The following is a 15,236-nucleotide window of genomic DNA, read 5'->3' on the forward strand; positions in this document are numbered from 1 at the left end:
CCACGGTCAGAAGGTGCAGAGCGCCGGCAACAACATGGCCAACACCGACGCCTCCGTCGGCTCCAGCTGGGCCTGACCAAGCCCCGACAAAGCAAACCGGCGCAGCGGAGGGGGATGCGCGGGTTTGTTTGCGTTCTGAGCCATCAAGGACCCATCAAGGTTCGATCCGGCGCCGTTAAGAGCGCGTAAGGGTCACTGCTAACCGAGCACCGTTGCTGCACGGTAGATCTCGTGGCCGGCACCACGCCGGCCCGCTCGGTTAGGAGAGGGTGATGTCGTCGATGTCGTTCGTGAGCGCTCAGCCCGCAGAGCTGATGGCCGCGGCCGGCGAATTGACCGGTATCGGTGCGGCAATGGCCGCCCAGAATGCGACCGCCGCGGCCGTGACCACGAATGTGGTTCCTGCGGCGGCGGACCCTGTGTCGGCGTTGACCGCCGCTCAGTTCGTCGCGCATGCCGGTCTGTACCAGGCAGTCAGCGCCCAAGCCAATGCCATTCACCACATGTTCGTCACCACGCTGATGACCAGCGCCGGATCGTACGAGGCGACCGAGGCCGCCAACGCGATCACCGCCCGATAGTTCCAGCACCTGGATCAACGAAATGATCGAATTCGGTGCATTGCCACCGGAAGTCAACTCAGCCTGGATGTACGCCGGAGCGGGTGCGGCGCCGATGACGGCCGCCGCCGCGGCCTGGCGGGCACTGGCCGCGGACCTGGGCTCGACCGCCGCCGCCTACCAGGCCGTGATCACCCGGATGGCCGGCGAACTCTGGACAGGCCCGGCATCGGCATCGATGGCCGCCGCGGCCGCTCCCTACGTGGCGTGGATGAGCACCACCGCCGGCCACGCCGAGCAGGCCGCCGCCCAAGCCACCGCGGCCGCGGCCGCATTCGAGACCGCATGGGCGATGACGGTCCCGCCGCCGCTGATCGTGGCCAACCGCAGCCTGCTGATGACCCTGGTGGCGACCAACTTCCTGGGCCAGAACACGCCGGCGATCGCGGCCGCCGAGGCGCACTACGCCGAGATGTGGGCCCAAGACGCCACCGCCATGTACGGCTACGCGGCTGCCTCGGCGGTTGCCGCGCAGGTGACTCCGTTCACCGACCCCGACCCGGTCGCCAACCCGGCCCACGCCGGGCTCACCCAGCTGATCGCCGCGCTGCCGTCGACGCTGCAGGGCTTCGCCTCGCCGCTGCAATCCGGCTCGGCGACCGCCTCGGATCTGCTGGGCACGCTGCTCGACCCGGCGACTTTGGGGTCGATGACGAGCTCGGGCGGCTCCAACCTGGTCGGGGTGCTGTCCAACCTTCTCGGCATCGCCAGCAACGTCAGCGGCGGCAAGGCCCCGGCGCCGGCACTGACCGGCGTCCCGGGTCCGCCGGTGCCGACATGGACCGGCACCGCGGGCGGGATCGGCCCGGCCACTGCCGGCGGGGTCTCGGCGGGCGTGGGCCGGGCCGGTTCGGTCGGCATGCTCTCGGTGCCGCCGTCCTGGGCCACGACCGCGACGGCTGGCAGCGCCGCCCCGTCGCTTCCGGGTGCGGCCTTGACCGCCGCCGCCGAGCGCGGGGGCGCGGCGCTGCCCGCCGGCCTGCCGATCGGCTCACCCGTTGCGCGGGCCGCCACCCCGGCATCCAGCACCCCCGGTTACGGGTTTCGGCCCACCGTCACCATGCATCCGGTGGCGGCCGGCTGAGGGCGGCGGGTCGCCCGCCTGCCAGTAATCCATCACCCAACTCGGATGGAACGTCCAGGTCATAGACGCCCATGCCCATGCCCGCGGCCCGAAGGTGCAGACCGCCGGCAACAACATGGCCAGCACCGATACCGCGGCGGGGTCCGGTTGGTCCGGAAGCGAGCCGCCGCATCTCTGTGAAGTGCCTGTGCGAATAAACCGTCAAGAATCCTGGCAAGGGCGTTAAGAACCCGTAAACGACTTCCGCAACCGGCCTTTGAGCCGGAAACAGTGGACCCTGCACTCGGCCGAAGGCCGACCCGTTTTCCACCAGGAGAAGTGATGTCCTTCGTGACCACCCATCCCGAGGCGATGGCGGCGACCGCCGGCAACCTGCAGGCGATCGGCGCGGCGATGACCGCGCAGAACGCCGCGGCGGCCGCCCCTACCACCGGCATCGCCCCGGCGGGCACCGATGAGGTCTCGGTGCTGCAGGCGACCCAATTCGCGGCCTACGGGCAGCTGTACCAGCAGATCAGCGCCCAGGCCGCCGCGATCCAGGAAATGTTCGTCAACACCCTGCGCACCAGCGCCGACTCCTACGGCAGCACCGAGACCGCCAATTCCGCGGCCGCCGACGCCTCCGCGGCCGGTGGCCTGCTGGCCGGGCTCACCGGACCGTCGGCCGCCGACCCGACCTTCGGGCTGGGCGGGGTGGCCAGCAACAGCGCGATCCTGGCCGCCATGCAGGCCGGCACGATCGGCTCGGCGGCCTCGGAGTTCACCGGGTTGGGCAAGGGTTACATCACCGCCCCGTCCGGGGTGGTGCACCGCGTGGCACCCGAAGCCCTGCCGCCTCTGGCCAGTCTCCCCGGCCAGGCCGCGCCGGTCGCCGCGGCAGCACCGGCGTCAGCGGCCGCGAGTCAGGCCGCGGCGCGGACCGGTGCGCCGGTGCCGCCGTCCTGGGCGGCCGAGCCGGTCGCGGCGGAGACCGTGCCGGCTGCACTGTCCGGCCCGGGCAGCGCGGACGCCGCACCCCGTGCCTCGACGGCGGCCGTGCCCGCCGGACTGCCGGCGTCCTCGAGTGACCAGGGCAGCCGCGGCCGGTTGCGCTACGGCATCAAGCCGAAGGTGATGCCGCGCCCGCCGGTGGGCTGACAGCAGACAATCGTTACCAGCGAACGGAATTGACAACGATGGACTTTGGCGCCCTACCCCCGGAGATCAACTCCGGCCGCATGTACGCCGGCGCCGGCGCGGCACCGATGATGGCCGCCGCCGCGGCGTGGAACAGTCTCGGCGCGGAACTGACGACGACCGCGACGTCCTACCAGTCGGCGATCGCGGCACTGACCGGCGAGGAGTGGCAAGGGCCGGCCTCGGCGGCGATGGCCGCGGCGGTGACCCCTTACATCAACTGGCTCAACACCACCGCGGCCGCCGTCGAGCACGCAGCCGCCCAGGCAACCGCGTCCGCCGCGGCGTTCGAAGCCGCATTCGCGATGATGGTGCCGCCCCCGGTCATCGCGGCCAACCGGGCGCAACTGGCTGCGCTGGTCGCCTCGAACTTCCTGGGCCTCAACACCCCGGCGATCGCCGCCACCGAAGCCCAGTACGCCGAGATGTGGGCCCAAGACGCCATCGCGATGTACGGCTACGCGGCCTCCTCGGCGAGCGCGGGAACCCTGCAGCCACTGTCCTCACCCACCCCGATCAGCAACCCCCTCGGTACCGCGGGGCAGGCGGCCGCGGTCGCCCATGCAGCGGCCGGCAGCACCCAGAGCGGGTTGTCCCAGCTGGTCTCGGGACTGCCCAACGCGGTGCAGACCCTGTCCGCGCCGCTGAGTGCCGCGGCCGGCCCCGCCCAGGCCGGCGATTTTCTCTCGAATTTCATCAATTCCACGCAGAACCTGGGGATCTGGAACGCAATTCAGACCTACAGCACCTACGCGGTGACCGCCGGGTCCTGGCATCTGTTCGCCGGCATCGCCAGCGCCATCGCCATCGCCTCCCCCGGCGTGGGCGCGGCCGGCGGCTCGGTCCTGGTGGACACGGTCGAGACCCCGGGCGGTGCGGCCGCCGCCGGTGCCGCCGCCGGTCGGGCGCCGGTATTGGCCAGCGTGGCCCAAGCGGCCCCGGTCGGTGGGCTGTCGGTACCGCCGACCTGGCCGGGAGCGCTACCGGCCGAAGCCGGTGCGGCGCCGTTGATCACCTCGGAGTGGATTCCCGGTGCAGTCGACGAAGGCCAATCGGTGTCGGCGGTGCCGGCCGGGATGGGTGTCGCCGGGGCGGCCGCAGCACGTACCGGCCGCGGTTTCAGCGATCCGCGCTACGGATTCAAGCCCACCGTGATGGCGCGGCCTGTCGCCGCTGGCTGATACCGGCGATTCCCGGGATGATGGTCGGGTGAGCGTTGTGGATCGGCGCGGCCAGCCCGCAGTACCTCGGGGCGAGCTGCGCATCTATCTCGGTGCCGCGCCCGGGGTAGGCAAGACCTACGCGATGCTCGGCGAAGCCCACCGCCGGGCCGAGCGCGGCACCGACGTGGTCGCCGCAGCCGTCGAGACCCACGGCCGCAGCAAGACCGCCGAACTGCTCCGGGGCATCGAGACCGTCGGCCCCCCGGGCGGCGAACTCGATGTGGCTGCGGTGCTGGCACGGCGTCCCGAGGTGGTGTTGGTCGACGATCTCGCCCACACCAACGCCGCGGGCAGCCGTAACCCGAAGCGCTGGCAGGATATCGAGGAGTTGCTCGATGCCGGGATCACGGTGATCTGCACCGTCGATGTGCAGCAGCTGGAGAGTCTCAGCGATGTCGTCACCAAGATCACCGGAACCGTCCCGCACGACACCGTGCCCGATGCGGTCGTGCGCCGGGCCGCTCAGATCGAGCTCATCGACGTCGCCCCGGAGGCTTTGCGCCGCAGGCTTTCCCACGGCAACGTCTATCCGCCGGAGAAGGTCGACGCGGCACTGGCCAACTACTTCCGCGGCGAAACGCTGACCGCGCTGCGCGAACTGGCGCTGCTGTGGCTGGCCGGACAGGTCGACGATGCGTTGACCAAATACCGCGCCGACAAGAAGATCACCGAGACCTGGGAGGCGCGGGAGCGCATCGTCGCCGCGGTCACCGGCGGACCCGAGTCCGAGACGCTGGTGCGCCGGGCCTCGCGGATCGCCTCGAAGGCCGGTGGCGAACTGCTGGTGCTGCACGTGCTGGGCGGCGACGGGATCTCCCATGCACCGGCCCCCCGGGTGGGCAAGATTCGTCAACTGGCGATCAGCCTGGGGGCATCCCTGCACACCGTGATCGGCGACGACGTGCCGACCGCCCTGCTGGAATTCGCCCGCGACGTCAACGCCACCCAACTGGTGATCGGCAGCTCGAGGCGTTCCCGCTGGGCGCGCATCCTCGACGAGGGTGTGGGTGCGGCGGTGGTCCAGCAATCCGGTGACATCGACGTGCACATCGTCACCGATGAGGACACCAGGCGGAATTTCCGCGCGATATCGATCTCCCCGCGGGAGCGCCGGGCAGCGTCCTGGCTGGCCGCCATCGCCGTTCCGGGTGTGATGTGCGCGATCGTGGTGGGCTGGCTGGACCGCTACCTCGACACCGGCCAGAGCGCGCTGTTCGTGGTCGGGGTGCTGCTGGTGGCCCTGCTGGGCGGTATCGCCCCGGCGGTGCTCTCGGCCTTGCTGTCCGGGGTGCTGATGAACTACTTCCTGCTCACCCCGCGCCGCGACTTCACCATCGCCGAACATGACGCCGCGGTGACCGAGGTCGTGCTGCTGCTGGTGGCGGTCGCGGTGGCGGCCTTGGTCGATGGCGCCGCCAAACGGGCCCGGGAGGCCGGCCGCGCCTCCCGCGAAGCGGAACTGATGACGCTGTTCGCCGGGTCGGTATTGCGCGGAGCGGATCTGGAGACCTTGCTGGAACGGGTTCGAGAGACCTACGCGCAGCGGGCCGTGAGCCTGGTCCGCGTCCCGAGCGGAACAGCGAAACCCGAGATCGTCCGCGCCCCCAGTGTGGTGGCCTCGGTGGGCGAGCAGCCGTGCATCTCTGTGGATCTCGCGGACACCGCGATCGACGTCGGCGACGACGAGTTCTGGATGTTGATGGTCGGCCGCCAGCTGGCCTCGCGGGACCGAAGGGTGCTGTCGGTGGTGGCCCGCCAGGCCGCCGGGCTGGTCCGCCAGGAGGAACTGGCCGCCGAGGCCAGCCGCGCCGATGCGGTGATGCGGACCGACGAACTGCGCCGCTCCCTGCTCTCCGCGGTCAGCCACGATCTGCGCACCCCGCTGGCGGCGGCCAAAGCGGCGGTGTCGAGCCTGCGCGCCGACGACGTCGCCTTCTCACCGGATGACACCGCCGAACTGCTGGCCACCGTCGAGGAATCGGTCGACCAGCTCACCGACCTGGTGGGCAACCTGCTCGATTCCTCGCGACTGGCCGCCGGGGTGATCCGGCCCGCGCTGACCAAGGTGTATCTGGAAGAGGTGGTGCAGCGCGCGCTGATCGGAATCGGCAAGCGCAACGTCTTCGGCCGCGGCAGTCTGGACCAGGTGAAGGTGGAGGTGGGTCCGGCGGTGGCACTGGCCGACGCCGGCCTGCTGGAACGTGTGCTGGCCAACGTGATTGACAACGCGCTGCGCTACGCCTCGGACAGTGTGGTGCGCGTGACGGCGGGCCGGGTCGGCGACCGGGTGCTGATCAACGTCGCCGACGAGGGTCGCGGATTGCCGCGCGGCGGCGAACTACACGCCTTCGATCCGTTCCAGCGACTCGGCGACCGCGACAACACCAGCGGTGTGGGACTTGGACTTTCGGTGGCGCGGGGTTTCGTGGAGGCGATGGGCGGCACCATCTCGGCGACGGAGACACCCGGTGGCGGGTTGACCATGGTGGTGGACCTGGCCGCACCGGCAGGAGAAGACTGATGAACACCCGCGTTTTGGTAGTCGACGACGAGCCGCAGATCCTGCGCGCACTGAAGATCAACCTGTCGGTGCGCGGCTACGAGGTCGTCACCGCCGCGACCGGCGCCGGCGCGCTGCGAGCCGCCGCCGAACAACGCCCCGATGTGGTGATCCTCGACCTGGGACTGCCCGACATCTCCGGCATCGAGGTCCTGGCCGGGCTGCGCGGCTGGCTGACGGTGCCGGTGATCGTGCTGTCTGCCCGCACCGATTCCGCCGACAAGGTGGAGGCACTGGACGCCGGGGCCGACGACTACGTGACCAAACCGTTCGGGATGGACGAGTTCCTGGCCCGATTGCGGGCCGCCGCGCGCCGCAACGCCGCCACCGCCGAGATCGACCAGCCGATAGTCGAAACCGCCTCGTTCACCGTTGACCTGGCCGCCAAGAAGGTCACCAAGAACGCCCGCGAGGTACACCTGACCCCCACCGAGTGGGGCATGTTGGAGATGCTGGTGCGCAACCGCGGCAAACTGGTCGGCCGTGATGAGCTACTCACCCAGGTGTGGGGGCCGGCCTACGCGAAGGAGACCCAGTACCTGCGGGTCTACCTCGCCCAATTGCGCCGCAAACTCGAAGACGATCCGTCCAATCCCAAGCATCTGCTGACCGAAGCGGGCATGGGTTACCGCTTCGAGGTTTGAAAACCGCCAGCGCGGATATGTCTTGGGAGACCTAGCGGAAGGAGATTTGCCGTGATGTTCTCCCAGATCGCCACGAAGACGGCGGTGACAGCGGTCGGCCTCGCGACAGCAGGAATGCTGGCGGTGGCACCGGCTTCTGCGGACCCGACAGTGGTCGGGTTCGGTGAAACACAGGAGATTCAAAGCCCCGGCGGAGCCATCGAATACACCGTCAAGAACCTGCAACCCAGCGGCCACAACGACGGAATCTGGTACTCCGATGTGACCGCCGAGGCGGTGAACGGTTCGCCTACCCCGAACATCGCCGACTTCAACGCCCGCGCCGTCAACAGTTCGACGTACGCGGTCATGAAGGGCAACGAGGTAGACGGCCTGCCCAACGGGCCGATTACCCAGGGCAGTGAAACCAGCGGGCGGGTCTACTTCGACGTCAAGAACGGCACCGCGCCGGACAGCGTCGTCTACCGGGACGCCGACGGTCACGACAAGGTCGTGTGGAAGCAGGGACAGCGCTGATTTCGGCTAGCCGAAGTCGGTGAGCGACAGCGCGATTCCGTCGAGGATGTCGTGTTCGCTGACCACCAGCTCGTCGATGCCGGCGCGTTGGGCCAGGGCCTGCGCGAGTTCCTGCACCACGATCGCACCGCCTGCGATCACGTCGGCGCGGCCGGGGTGCATAGGCCCCAGCGCGGCGCGCTGCCGGCGGCTCATGCCGATCAACCGATCGCAGAGCGCCCGCAGGTCGCCGAAACCGACCCGGGACAGGTGAATGAGCGCTGCGTCGTAGTCGGTCAGGCCGTGGGCCAGCGCTGAGAGCGTCGTCATGGTGCCCGCCACACCCACCCAGGTCCGGGCGTGCTGCACCGGCACCGCCCGCAGCGCCTCACCCAGCAGTTCCCGGGTGACGCCGCGGGCGGCGGCGACCTCCTCCGGCGTCGGCGGATCCGAATGCAGGCAGCGTTCTGTCAGGCGGACGCAGCCGATATCGGCGGAATAACTGGCCGAGACGCCACCGACCGGATCGCCCAGCACCACTTCGGTCGAGCCGCCGCCGAGGTCGACGACCACGAACGGACCAGCGGCACTGTCTAATTCGCCTACCGCGCCACGAAAAGACAGTGCCGCCTCCTCGTGGCCGGTGATCACCTCCGCCACGGCTCCGGGGACCGCCGCACCCAGCACCTGCGCTGTCATGGCGAAGAACTCGTCCCGGTTGGCCGCATCACGGGTGGCCGAGGTCGCCACCATCCGCACCCGCGAAACACCATGTGCCGTCAGCAATCCGGCGTAATCAGCCAACGCCGAGCCGGTTCGCTCCAACGCGCCGGAGGCGAACCGGCCGGTCGCGTCGACGCCTTCGCCCAGCCGCACCACCCGCATCTCGCGGTGCACGTCATGCAGGCGCCCGTCGCGCGCATCGGCGATCAGCAGGCGAATCGAGTTGGTGCCACAATCGATCCCGGCGACACGGGTCACAACCACTCCTCCGGCACCAGGATTCCGGCCATCCCCGGCTCGGCGGCCAGGATGCCCAACGCCTCGTCACCGAACGGGTTGACCCCGCGGCCCTTGGCCAGCGCGTGGGCGATCAGCACATGCAGGCATTTCACCCGGTCGGGCATCCCGCCGCCGGAGAACGTGGTGCCCAGCGGCTCGATCGCATCACGCTCGGCGAGAAAGGACTCATGGGCGGCCTGGTAGCGGGCGGCGAGCTCGGCGTCGTGCTGCAACCGGTCGGTCATCTCGGCCATCAATCCCGAGGACTCCAGCCGGCTGGCCGCAGCGGTCAGCACCGGATGGGTCAGGTAGTACAGCGTCGGAAACGGTGTTCCGTCCGGCAGTTTCGGCGCCGTCTTCACCACGGCCGGCTCGCCGTTGGGGCACCGGTAAGAGATCTCCAGGACGCCACGGGGTTCCCGGCCCAGTTGCCGGGCCACCGCGTCCAGGTCGGCGGGGTCAACCACCGGGCGCAACCGGGGCGGGCGGGCCGGGAAGCACCGGCGGCGGCCATACCTCCGGCACGGCCGGGACCGGTGGAGGATGCGGCGCATCGGCGATGGTGTGCCACAGCGCGGTGTACCAGGGGTCGCCGCTGGGACCGATCTGGCCCGGCTCGACACCCGGTTCGCCCGGCTGCTCGGGCGGCGCGGGGAGCTGAACCTGATACGGAATCTCGCCGGGCATGACGAATCCGAGCCGCTCCCGCGCCTGCGCCCGGATGTGCGCCGGGTCATCCATGTTGGCCTTCTGCTGCTGCAGGTCGGCGATCTGGCGGTGCAACGTGGCTTCCAGCTCGGATTGCTGTTTCATCTCCGCGTGCTGGGCGAAGAACGTGCGGACCGGTCCGGCGAGGGTCAAGGTGAGCACGCACATCACCGCCGCCAGGATGACCGCACGCCGCGCGGTGAAGCCGACCCGCAGCTCCGAACGCTGGTCGGCCGCCGCGGCGACGGACCGCTTGATCGGCTGCGCAGGTGATTCCGGCGCGTTTCGCGAGGAGCCCGGTCCGCGGCGCACCACCGGTGAACGCCGGGGGCGCGCAGGTCCCGCCTCACCGCCCCGACCCGGCCGCGACGTGGCGGCGCGCCGCTTTTCGGGCCGTTTCGGATCGGACATGGCGGCGCCCCTGACGGGCTATTTGCTCTCCGGCGCGTAGCGGGGGAAGGCCAGCTCGCCGGCGTAGCGGGCGGCGTCGCCGAGTTCCTCCTCGATGCGCAGCAGCTGGTTGTACTTGGCCACCCGCTCACTGCGGGCCGGTGCACCGGTCTTGATCTGGCCGCTGCTGACGGCCACCGCGAGGTCGGCGATGGTGGTGTCCTCGGTCTCGCCGCTGCGATGGCTCATCATGGTGCGGTAGCCGCTGTGGTGGGCCAGGGTCACCGCGTCCAGGGTCTCGGTCAGCGTGCCGATCTGGTTGACCTTCACCAGCAACGCATTGGCCGCGCCCCGCTCGATGCCGTCCTCGAGGCGCTCGGGGTTGGTGACGAACAGGTCGTCGCCGACGAGTTGCACCCGGTCCCCGATCTCGGCGGTCAGCGCCACCCAGCCGTCCCAATCGTCTTCGGACAGCGGGTCTTCGATCGAGACCAGCGGATAGGAGTCGAGCAGCTTGGCGTAGAAATCGCTCAACTGCGCGGCGGTACGGGTCTGCTTCTCGAACGCATACCCGCTGCCGTCGGTGTAGAACTCGGTGGCCGCGACGTCGAGTGCCAGGGCCACATCGGTGCCCAGCTTCAGGCCGGTCGACTCGATCGCCGAGCTGATCAGATCCAGCGCCGCGGTGGTGCCGGCGACGTCGGGGGCGAATCCGCCCTCGTCACCCAACCCGGTCGACAGGCCCTGCTTCTTGAGCACCGCCTTCAAGGCGTGGTAGACCTCCGCGCCCCAGCGCAGCGCCTCGGCGAAGCTGGGGGCGCCGATCGGGGCCACCATGAACTCCTGGACGTCGACGCCGGTGTCGGCGTGCGCCCCGCCGTTGAGGATGTTCATCATCGGCACCGGCAGGATGTGGGCGTTGGGACCACCGAGGTAGCGGTACAGCGGCAGGGCGGCGGAATCCGCGGCGGCCTTGGCCACCGCAAGCGACACCCCGAGCATGGCGTTGGCGCCCAGCCGGGACTTGTCCGGGGTGCCGTCGAGGTCCACCAGGGCCTGGTCCACCAGCCGCTGGTCGTCCGCGCTGATCCCGATAACGGCGGGCGCGATCTGGTCGAGCACCGCGGTGACCGCCTTCTGCACGCCTTTGCCGCCGTAGCGGCTGCCACCGTCGCGCAACTCGACGGCCTCGTGCTCACCGGTGGACGCCCCGGAGGGCACCGCGGCGCGGGCGAACGTCCCGTCCTCCAGCGCGACCTCGACCTCGACCGTGGGATTGCCGCGGGAATCGAGGATCTCGCGGGCGCCGACCTGCTGGATGATGGGCACTGACTTCTCCTTGAGCTGGGTGGGGCTTGCGGTGGTTAGCCTATTGGGAGCCTAACGGTGGCCCCGGCCACACACCTCATACACGCCTCACAAGGGGCGTCCGGCCGCATACGCGGCGGCCCAGTCCCGAACGGCGCGGGCGTAGATCTCCGATTCGTTGTAGGCCATCAGCGCCGTCATCCAGCCCTTGGCGGTGGCGAGATCCTTTCCGCGCCAGCACAGGTAGCCGGCCGCCGAGAGTGCGGCGTCGTCGATGTTGTCCGGGCTGACGATGCCGTCGTTGTTGGCGTCGACGCCGTAGAGGCGCCAGGTCTCCGGGATGAACTGCATCGGGCCCATCGCGCGGACCACCCCGTCGTCGTCGGCCAGGTCCGGCTGCAGATTCTCCACGATGTGCAGGGTGCCGCCGGAGCCGTCGAGCCGCACCCCCCGGATCTTGGGCCGGACATCGCCATTGCGTGCCACCGTCGCGTGGTTGTAGCGGCCGTGATGACTCTCGATCTGGCCGATGGCGGCCAGCGTGGTCCAGCCGAGATGGCAGTTGGGGTTCTCCACCTCCGCCACCCGTGCGGCGTACGCGTAAGCCTCCAGCGCGGTGACCGGGATGTCGAGCAGCACGGCCCGCTCGGCGGCCCAGTGGTAGAGCTGGTCGGCCGGACGGCCCGCCACCAGGTCGGTGTTCACCGGCGGGACCGGGTCCCCGGGCGGCGGCGGCACGCCCTGGGGAATGGGGTTACCGAGCCGCCAGCTGCAACTGGACGCCAGCAGCACTGCCGTCGCCGCCACGACGGCGGTCGTCCGCAGCCAACGATGCGCCGACACCGCTCTCCCCAACCTCGAAACACCGATTTGTGTCCATCGTTCCATGACGGCTGCGTCACCGACGGCTTCCACCGGCCCGGGTCGCCCGGCCCGGCAGCGAAAAAGTCCGGCTTGCCAGCGCGAATTCGGCCGAGTCTAGGCGGCTAGCCGGTCAGCTCGTCGCGCTCGGAATCCGCGAGCAGTGCGTCCCGGGCACGGGCGACCCGGGAGCGGATGGTGCCCACCGGGCAGCCGCACACCGCGGCGGCGTCGTGGTAGGACAGCCCGAAAAGCTGGGTCAACAGCAGCGCCTCGCGCTGCTCGGCGCAGAGACCGGCGATCAAGGTGGTCACCTCGACAACGTCCTCGAAGCCGCGGCTGGGCCGGTGACGGTCGAGCAGCAGCTCGGGGTCGGCACCGGGCGCGGTGCGCGGACGCGACCGCAGGTAGCGGATGTGATCGGCGACGACCCGGCGCGCGATGGCCAGCAACCAGGTCCGGGCGCTGGAACGTCCGGAGAACCGCGGGATCGCGCCGATCGCCCGCAGGAAGGTCTCCTGCGTCAGGTCATCGGCACTGACACCGTCGAAAAGATAGGCGACGAACCGCCAGACGTCTCGCTGGGTGGCCTTGATGAACGCCTCCAACGCCCGGGCGTCCCCGGCTGCGGCGGCGAGGGCGAGTGCGGTGACAGCGTCGTCCGCATCGGTGTGGACCCGGTCAGCTCCCGCCATGAACACCCACCTTAAACCCGCCACTCCGACGCCCCTACGACGCATGGTCGTAGGAGTGCTCGAACGGTTCACCGACCGCAGATGACGGCGCGTCCTGCCGCGGCCGCGGCGGCCGGTCTCCGCCGCGGGCAGGGCATTGCCGGCGCCGGGCGCGGCCTCCCCCGAGCCGCCGCCGCCGATCCGTTGACGCGCAACCAGCAAAGCGAATAACAGACCGATCAGGACCGGTAGATGGCTGGCGATCCGCGCGGCCGTCACTTGGCCGTGGTAGGCATCGATGGCTACGTATCCGGCCAGGGCTAGGGCAAACACCCCGGCAATGGCGGCGACGCCCGCTGCCACGGCGGGCCAGACACCGGCCGCGATCATCGCGCCGCCCAACGCCAACAGCCACGCGGTGGACTCATGCAGCAAATGCGCCCCGGTGGCGGCTCCGTGGCCGTGCGCCGACACCATGCCGAAGTCGACGCCGACGATCTGCGCCAGCGCCATGGCCACCTGGAGCACTCCGACCGCGATCAGCGCAAGGCGCCGGTACCCCCAGCGCGGCCAGCGACTGCCGAAGCCGATCCCGCCGGTGACCGACGTCACCCCGGCGGCCGCCAGAATCTGTGCGGCCAGGTCAGGGCCCTCGCGAGAGCCGGCGTCGCTGTCGATCGCGGTCAGCTGGCGGGCCTGCGCGGCAGCGCCGACCAACCAGCGCCGACAGCTGCGGCATGATGCCAGATGCGCGTCGACCTGCTGCGCCGGCAATTGTTGCTGCTCACCGTCGAGCAGCGCCGACAGGGTTTCGCGCACCACCTCGCACCGCATGCCGCCATCGTCGCTCATTGCGGGCCCGGACACAAAGATTCGCCGGCCGGGAACCAAACCGGGCGGCGATGCGACCACTGGTTGACCGCACAAGATCACGATCGTCAGGGAGAGGGTATTTCATGAGCGCACCGGTCTGGCTGGCGTCGCCGCCGGAGGTGCACTCGGCGCTGCTGAGCGCCGGCCCCGGACCCGGTCCCCTACTGGAAGCCGCGTCGGCCTACTCGGCGATGAGCGCCGAGTACGCCGAGGTCGCCGCCGAGCTCGACGCGGTGCTGGCCGGGGTGGAAGCCGGCGCTTGGCAGGGGCCGAGCGCCCAGCGGTATGCGGCCGCGCACGCGCCCTATCTGAGCTGGCTGGCCGAGAGCGCCGCCAAGAGCACCGCCGCGGCGACCATGCACCAGACCGCCGCCGCCGCCTACACCTCCGCGCTGGCGGGTATGCCCACCCTGGCCGAGCTCGCCGCCAACCACGCGGTGCACGCGGCGTTGGTGGCCACGAACTTTTTCGGCGTCAACACCGTCCCGATCGCGCTGAACGAAGCCGACTACGTCCGGATGTGGATTCAGGCCGCCGAGATGATGACCGTCTATCAGGCGGTCGCCGGGTCGGCGCTGGCGTCGGTTCCGGTGGCCACTCCAGCGCCGGCCATTGCGGCGCCCGCGGGTGAGGCCGCCGCCGCCCCCGGTTGGGAACAGCAGCTCAAGGACCTGCTCACGGAGTTCAACATGGGCTTCGCCGACCCGATCGCCAGGTGGCTGTGGTCGCTGTTGGGCGTGGACGGATACCCGATCGAGGCGTTCCCGTTTGCCAGCGCGGTCACCCAGATGCTGCTGCAGGTCCCGGGGATGTCCCCGATCCTGGCCGGGGCCCTGGGCTGGAGCACCTTCCACACGCTGATGCTGTTGTGGCCGATGGGCCAGATCGCGGTGCAGATGGCGATCCCGATCGTGATGGCCGCCGCGCCCGGCTTCGCCGCTGCCGCCGGGCTCGGTGCGCTCGGCGCGATCGGCGCGGCGGGCGGTGTCGACCGGGTGCTCGAGCCGACCCCGCCGATGCCGGTAGGGGGCGCAATCGGTGTTCCGGTCGCCGCGGGCGTGTCGGTGCCGGGCGGAGCCGAGGTGTGCGCGTGCGCGGACCCGATCTCCTCGGCCGGCCCGACCGCTTCGGGCACGGTCAGCGCCGGCCTCCCGGCCGGTGGCGGCGCGGCCGGCGGCGGGCCGGGCGTCGGGTTCGGGCCGACCTCGTGCCTGTATCTGGTGGGCAGCGTCTCGTCATCGGCCCGGCAGTCCAGCGGCGCCCGCCGCTCTCGCGGCGCAGAGGAAGAGGCCTCGGAAAGTCAAGGGTCCCCGAGTGAGGCAACGGCCCAACAGCAGGCCCAGAAACGGCGTCGACGGCAGCGTGCCCAGCAGCACGGGTTCGGCGACGAGTACATGGACATGAACATCGCGGTGACGCCGGACTTCACCGAGCCGCCGAGCGCATCGGATTCCGGCGCCGGCACGCTGGGCTTCGCCGGCACGGTCGCCGAGGCGGGCCGGCGTGCGGCGGGGCTGACCGCCCTTGCCGACGATCGGTTCGGCAGCGGACCGCAGATGCCGATGATCCCCAGCGGCTGGAACGAGTCCCCCGACGCGCAGGGGTGATCAGCAGGTCG

General features: G+C 70.5%; 14 protein-coding genes and 2 pseudogenes. 9 read left to right on the forward strand and 7 right to left on the reverse strand.

What is annotated here, in order from left to right; all coding sequences use genetic code 11:
* The first annotated feature begins 281 nt into the window (after window positions 1-281).
* The 8 genes and pseudogenes from BST28_RS17730 to BST28_RS17765 all read left to right on the forward strand — a co-directional run bounded on the left by BST28_RS17730 (window position 282) and on the right by BST28_RS17765 (window position 7,823).
* The gene (locus BST28_RS17730) at window positions 282-581 is read left to right on the forward strand and encodes a PE family protein (RefSeq protein ID WP_029249124.1); all 300 of its coding nucleotides are present in this window, start codon (window positions 282-284) and stop codon (window positions 579-581) included.
* 22 nt (window positions 582-603) lie between these two features.
* Window positions 604-1,704, forward strand: a complete 1,101-nt coding sequence (locus BST28_RS17735; RefSeq protein ID WP_065286965.1) for a PPE family protein — start codon at window positions 604-606, stop codon at window positions 1,702-1,704.
* A gap of 1 nt (window position 1,705) precedes the next feature.
* Window positions 1,706-1,858: pseudogene (locus BST28_RS24855) on the forward strand (type VII secretion protein EsxI); the annotation flags it as partial.
* A gap of 167 nt (window positions 1,859-2,025) precedes the next feature.
* Window positions 2,026-2,841, forward strand: coding sequence for a PE family protein (locus tag BST28_RS25145; RefSeq protein WP_065286964.1), 816 nt, complete (start codon window positions 2,026-2,028; stop codon window positions 2,839-2,841).
* Window positions 2,842-2,879: 38 nt separating this feature from the next.
* A complete protein-coding gene (locus tag BST28_RS17750) occupies window positions 2,880-4,061 on the forward strand; it encodes a PPE family protein (RefSeq protein WP_065286963.1) in 1,182 nt (393 codons plus the stop codon).
* Window positions 4,062-4,098: 37 nt separating this feature from the next.
* Window positions 4,099-6,624 carry a sensor histidine kinase gene (locus tag BST28_RS17755; RefSeq protein ID WP_019737558.1) on the forward strand — a complete coding sequence of 842 codons (2,526 nt, stop codon included), beginning with the start codon at window positions 4,099-4,101 and terminating at the stop codon, window positions 6,622-6,624.
* Window positions 6,624-7,307 carry a response regulator gene (locus BST28_RS17760; RefSeq protein ID WP_019737557.1) on the forward strand — a complete coding sequence of 228 codons (684 nt, stop codon included), beginning with the start codon at window positions 6,624-6,626 and terminating at the stop codon, window positions 7,305-7,307. The genes BST28_RS17755 and BST28_RS17760 overlap by 1 nt, the downstream gene beginning before the upstream one ends.
* Window positions 7,308-7,358: 51 nt before the next feature.
* The gene (locus BST28_RS17765; protein ID WP_029249288.1) at window positions 7,359-7,823 is read left to right on the forward strand and encodes a DUF1942 domain-containing protein; all 465 of its coding nucleotides are present in this window, start codon (window positions 7,359-7,361) and stop codon (window positions 7,821-7,823) included.
* A gap of 6 nt (window positions 7,824-7,829) precedes the next feature.
* Here the strand turns inward: BST28_RS17765 and BST28_RS17770 are convergent, their stop codons facing one another.
* The 7 genes and pseudogenes from BST28_RS17770 to BST28_RS24875 form a co-directional block, all read right to left on the reverse strand.
* A complete protein-coding gene (locus tag BST28_RS17770) occupies window positions 7,830-8,789 on the reverse strand; it encodes a Ppx/GppA phosphatase family protein (protein ID WP_029249287.1) in 960 nt (319 codons plus the stop codon).
* Window positions 8,780-9,271 (reverse strand): DUF501 domain-containing protein, encoded by a 492-nt coding sequence (locus tag BST28_RS17775; RefSeq protein WP_019737554.1) that lies wholly within the window; start codon window positions 9,269-9,271, stop codon window positions 8,780-8,782. The genes BST28_RS17770 and BST28_RS17775 overlap by 10 nt, the downstream gene beginning before the upstream one ends.
* Window positions 9,264-9,923 carry an FtsB family cell division protein gene (locus tag BST28_RS17780; RefSeq protein ID WP_083082163.1) on the reverse strand — a complete coding sequence of 220 codons (660 nt, stop codon included), beginning with the start codon at window positions 9,921-9,923 and terminating at the stop codon, window positions 9,264-9,266. Before BST28_RS17780 ends, BST28_RS17775 begins: the two co-directional genes overlap by 8 nt.
* An 18-nt stretch (window positions 9,924-9,941) precedes the next feature.
* On the reverse strand, window positions 9,942-11,231 hold the full coding sequence (gene eno / locus BST28_RS17785) for a phosphopyruvate hydratase (protein WP_019738328.1): 1,290 nt from the start codon (window positions 11,229-11,231) through the stop codon (window positions 9,942-9,944).
* An 87-nt stretch (window positions 11,232-11,318) separates the two neighbouring features.
* Window positions 11,319-12,053, reverse strand: a complete 735-nt coding sequence (locus BST28_RS17790) for a lytic transglycosylase domain-containing protein (protein ID WP_019738329.1) — start codon at window positions 12,051-12,053, stop codon at window positions 11,319-11,321.
* Window positions 12,054-12,196: 143 nt separating this feature from the next.
* Entirely contained in the window at window positions 12,197-12,766 is a 570-nt protein-coding gene (gene sigC, locus BST28_RS24870) for an RNA polymerase sigma factor SigC (protein ID WP_043337595.1), read from the reverse strand.
* Window positions 12,767-12,898: 132 nt separating this feature from the next.
* Window positions 12,899-13,597: pseudogene (locus BST28_RS24875) on the reverse strand (DUF2275 domain-containing protein); the annotation flags it as partial.
* 104 nt (window positions 13,598-13,701) lie between these two features.
* Here BST28_RS24875 and BST28_RS17800 point away from each other — a divergent pair.
* Window positions 13,702-15,225 carry a PPE family protein gene (locus BST28_RS17800; RefSeq protein WP_083082165.1) on the forward strand — a complete coding sequence of 508 codons (1,524 nt, stop codon included), beginning with the start codon at window positions 13,702-13,704 and terminating at the stop codon, window positions 15,223-15,225.
* Window positions 15,226-15,236: the final 11 nt, after the last annotated feature.

The organism is Mycolicibacter kumamotonensis, assembly GCF_002086285.1.
In the GTDB taxonomy this organism is placed as follows: domain Bacteria; phylum Actinomycetota; class Actinomycetes; order Mycobacteriales; family Mycobacteriaceae; genus Mycobacterium; species Mycobacterium kumamotonense.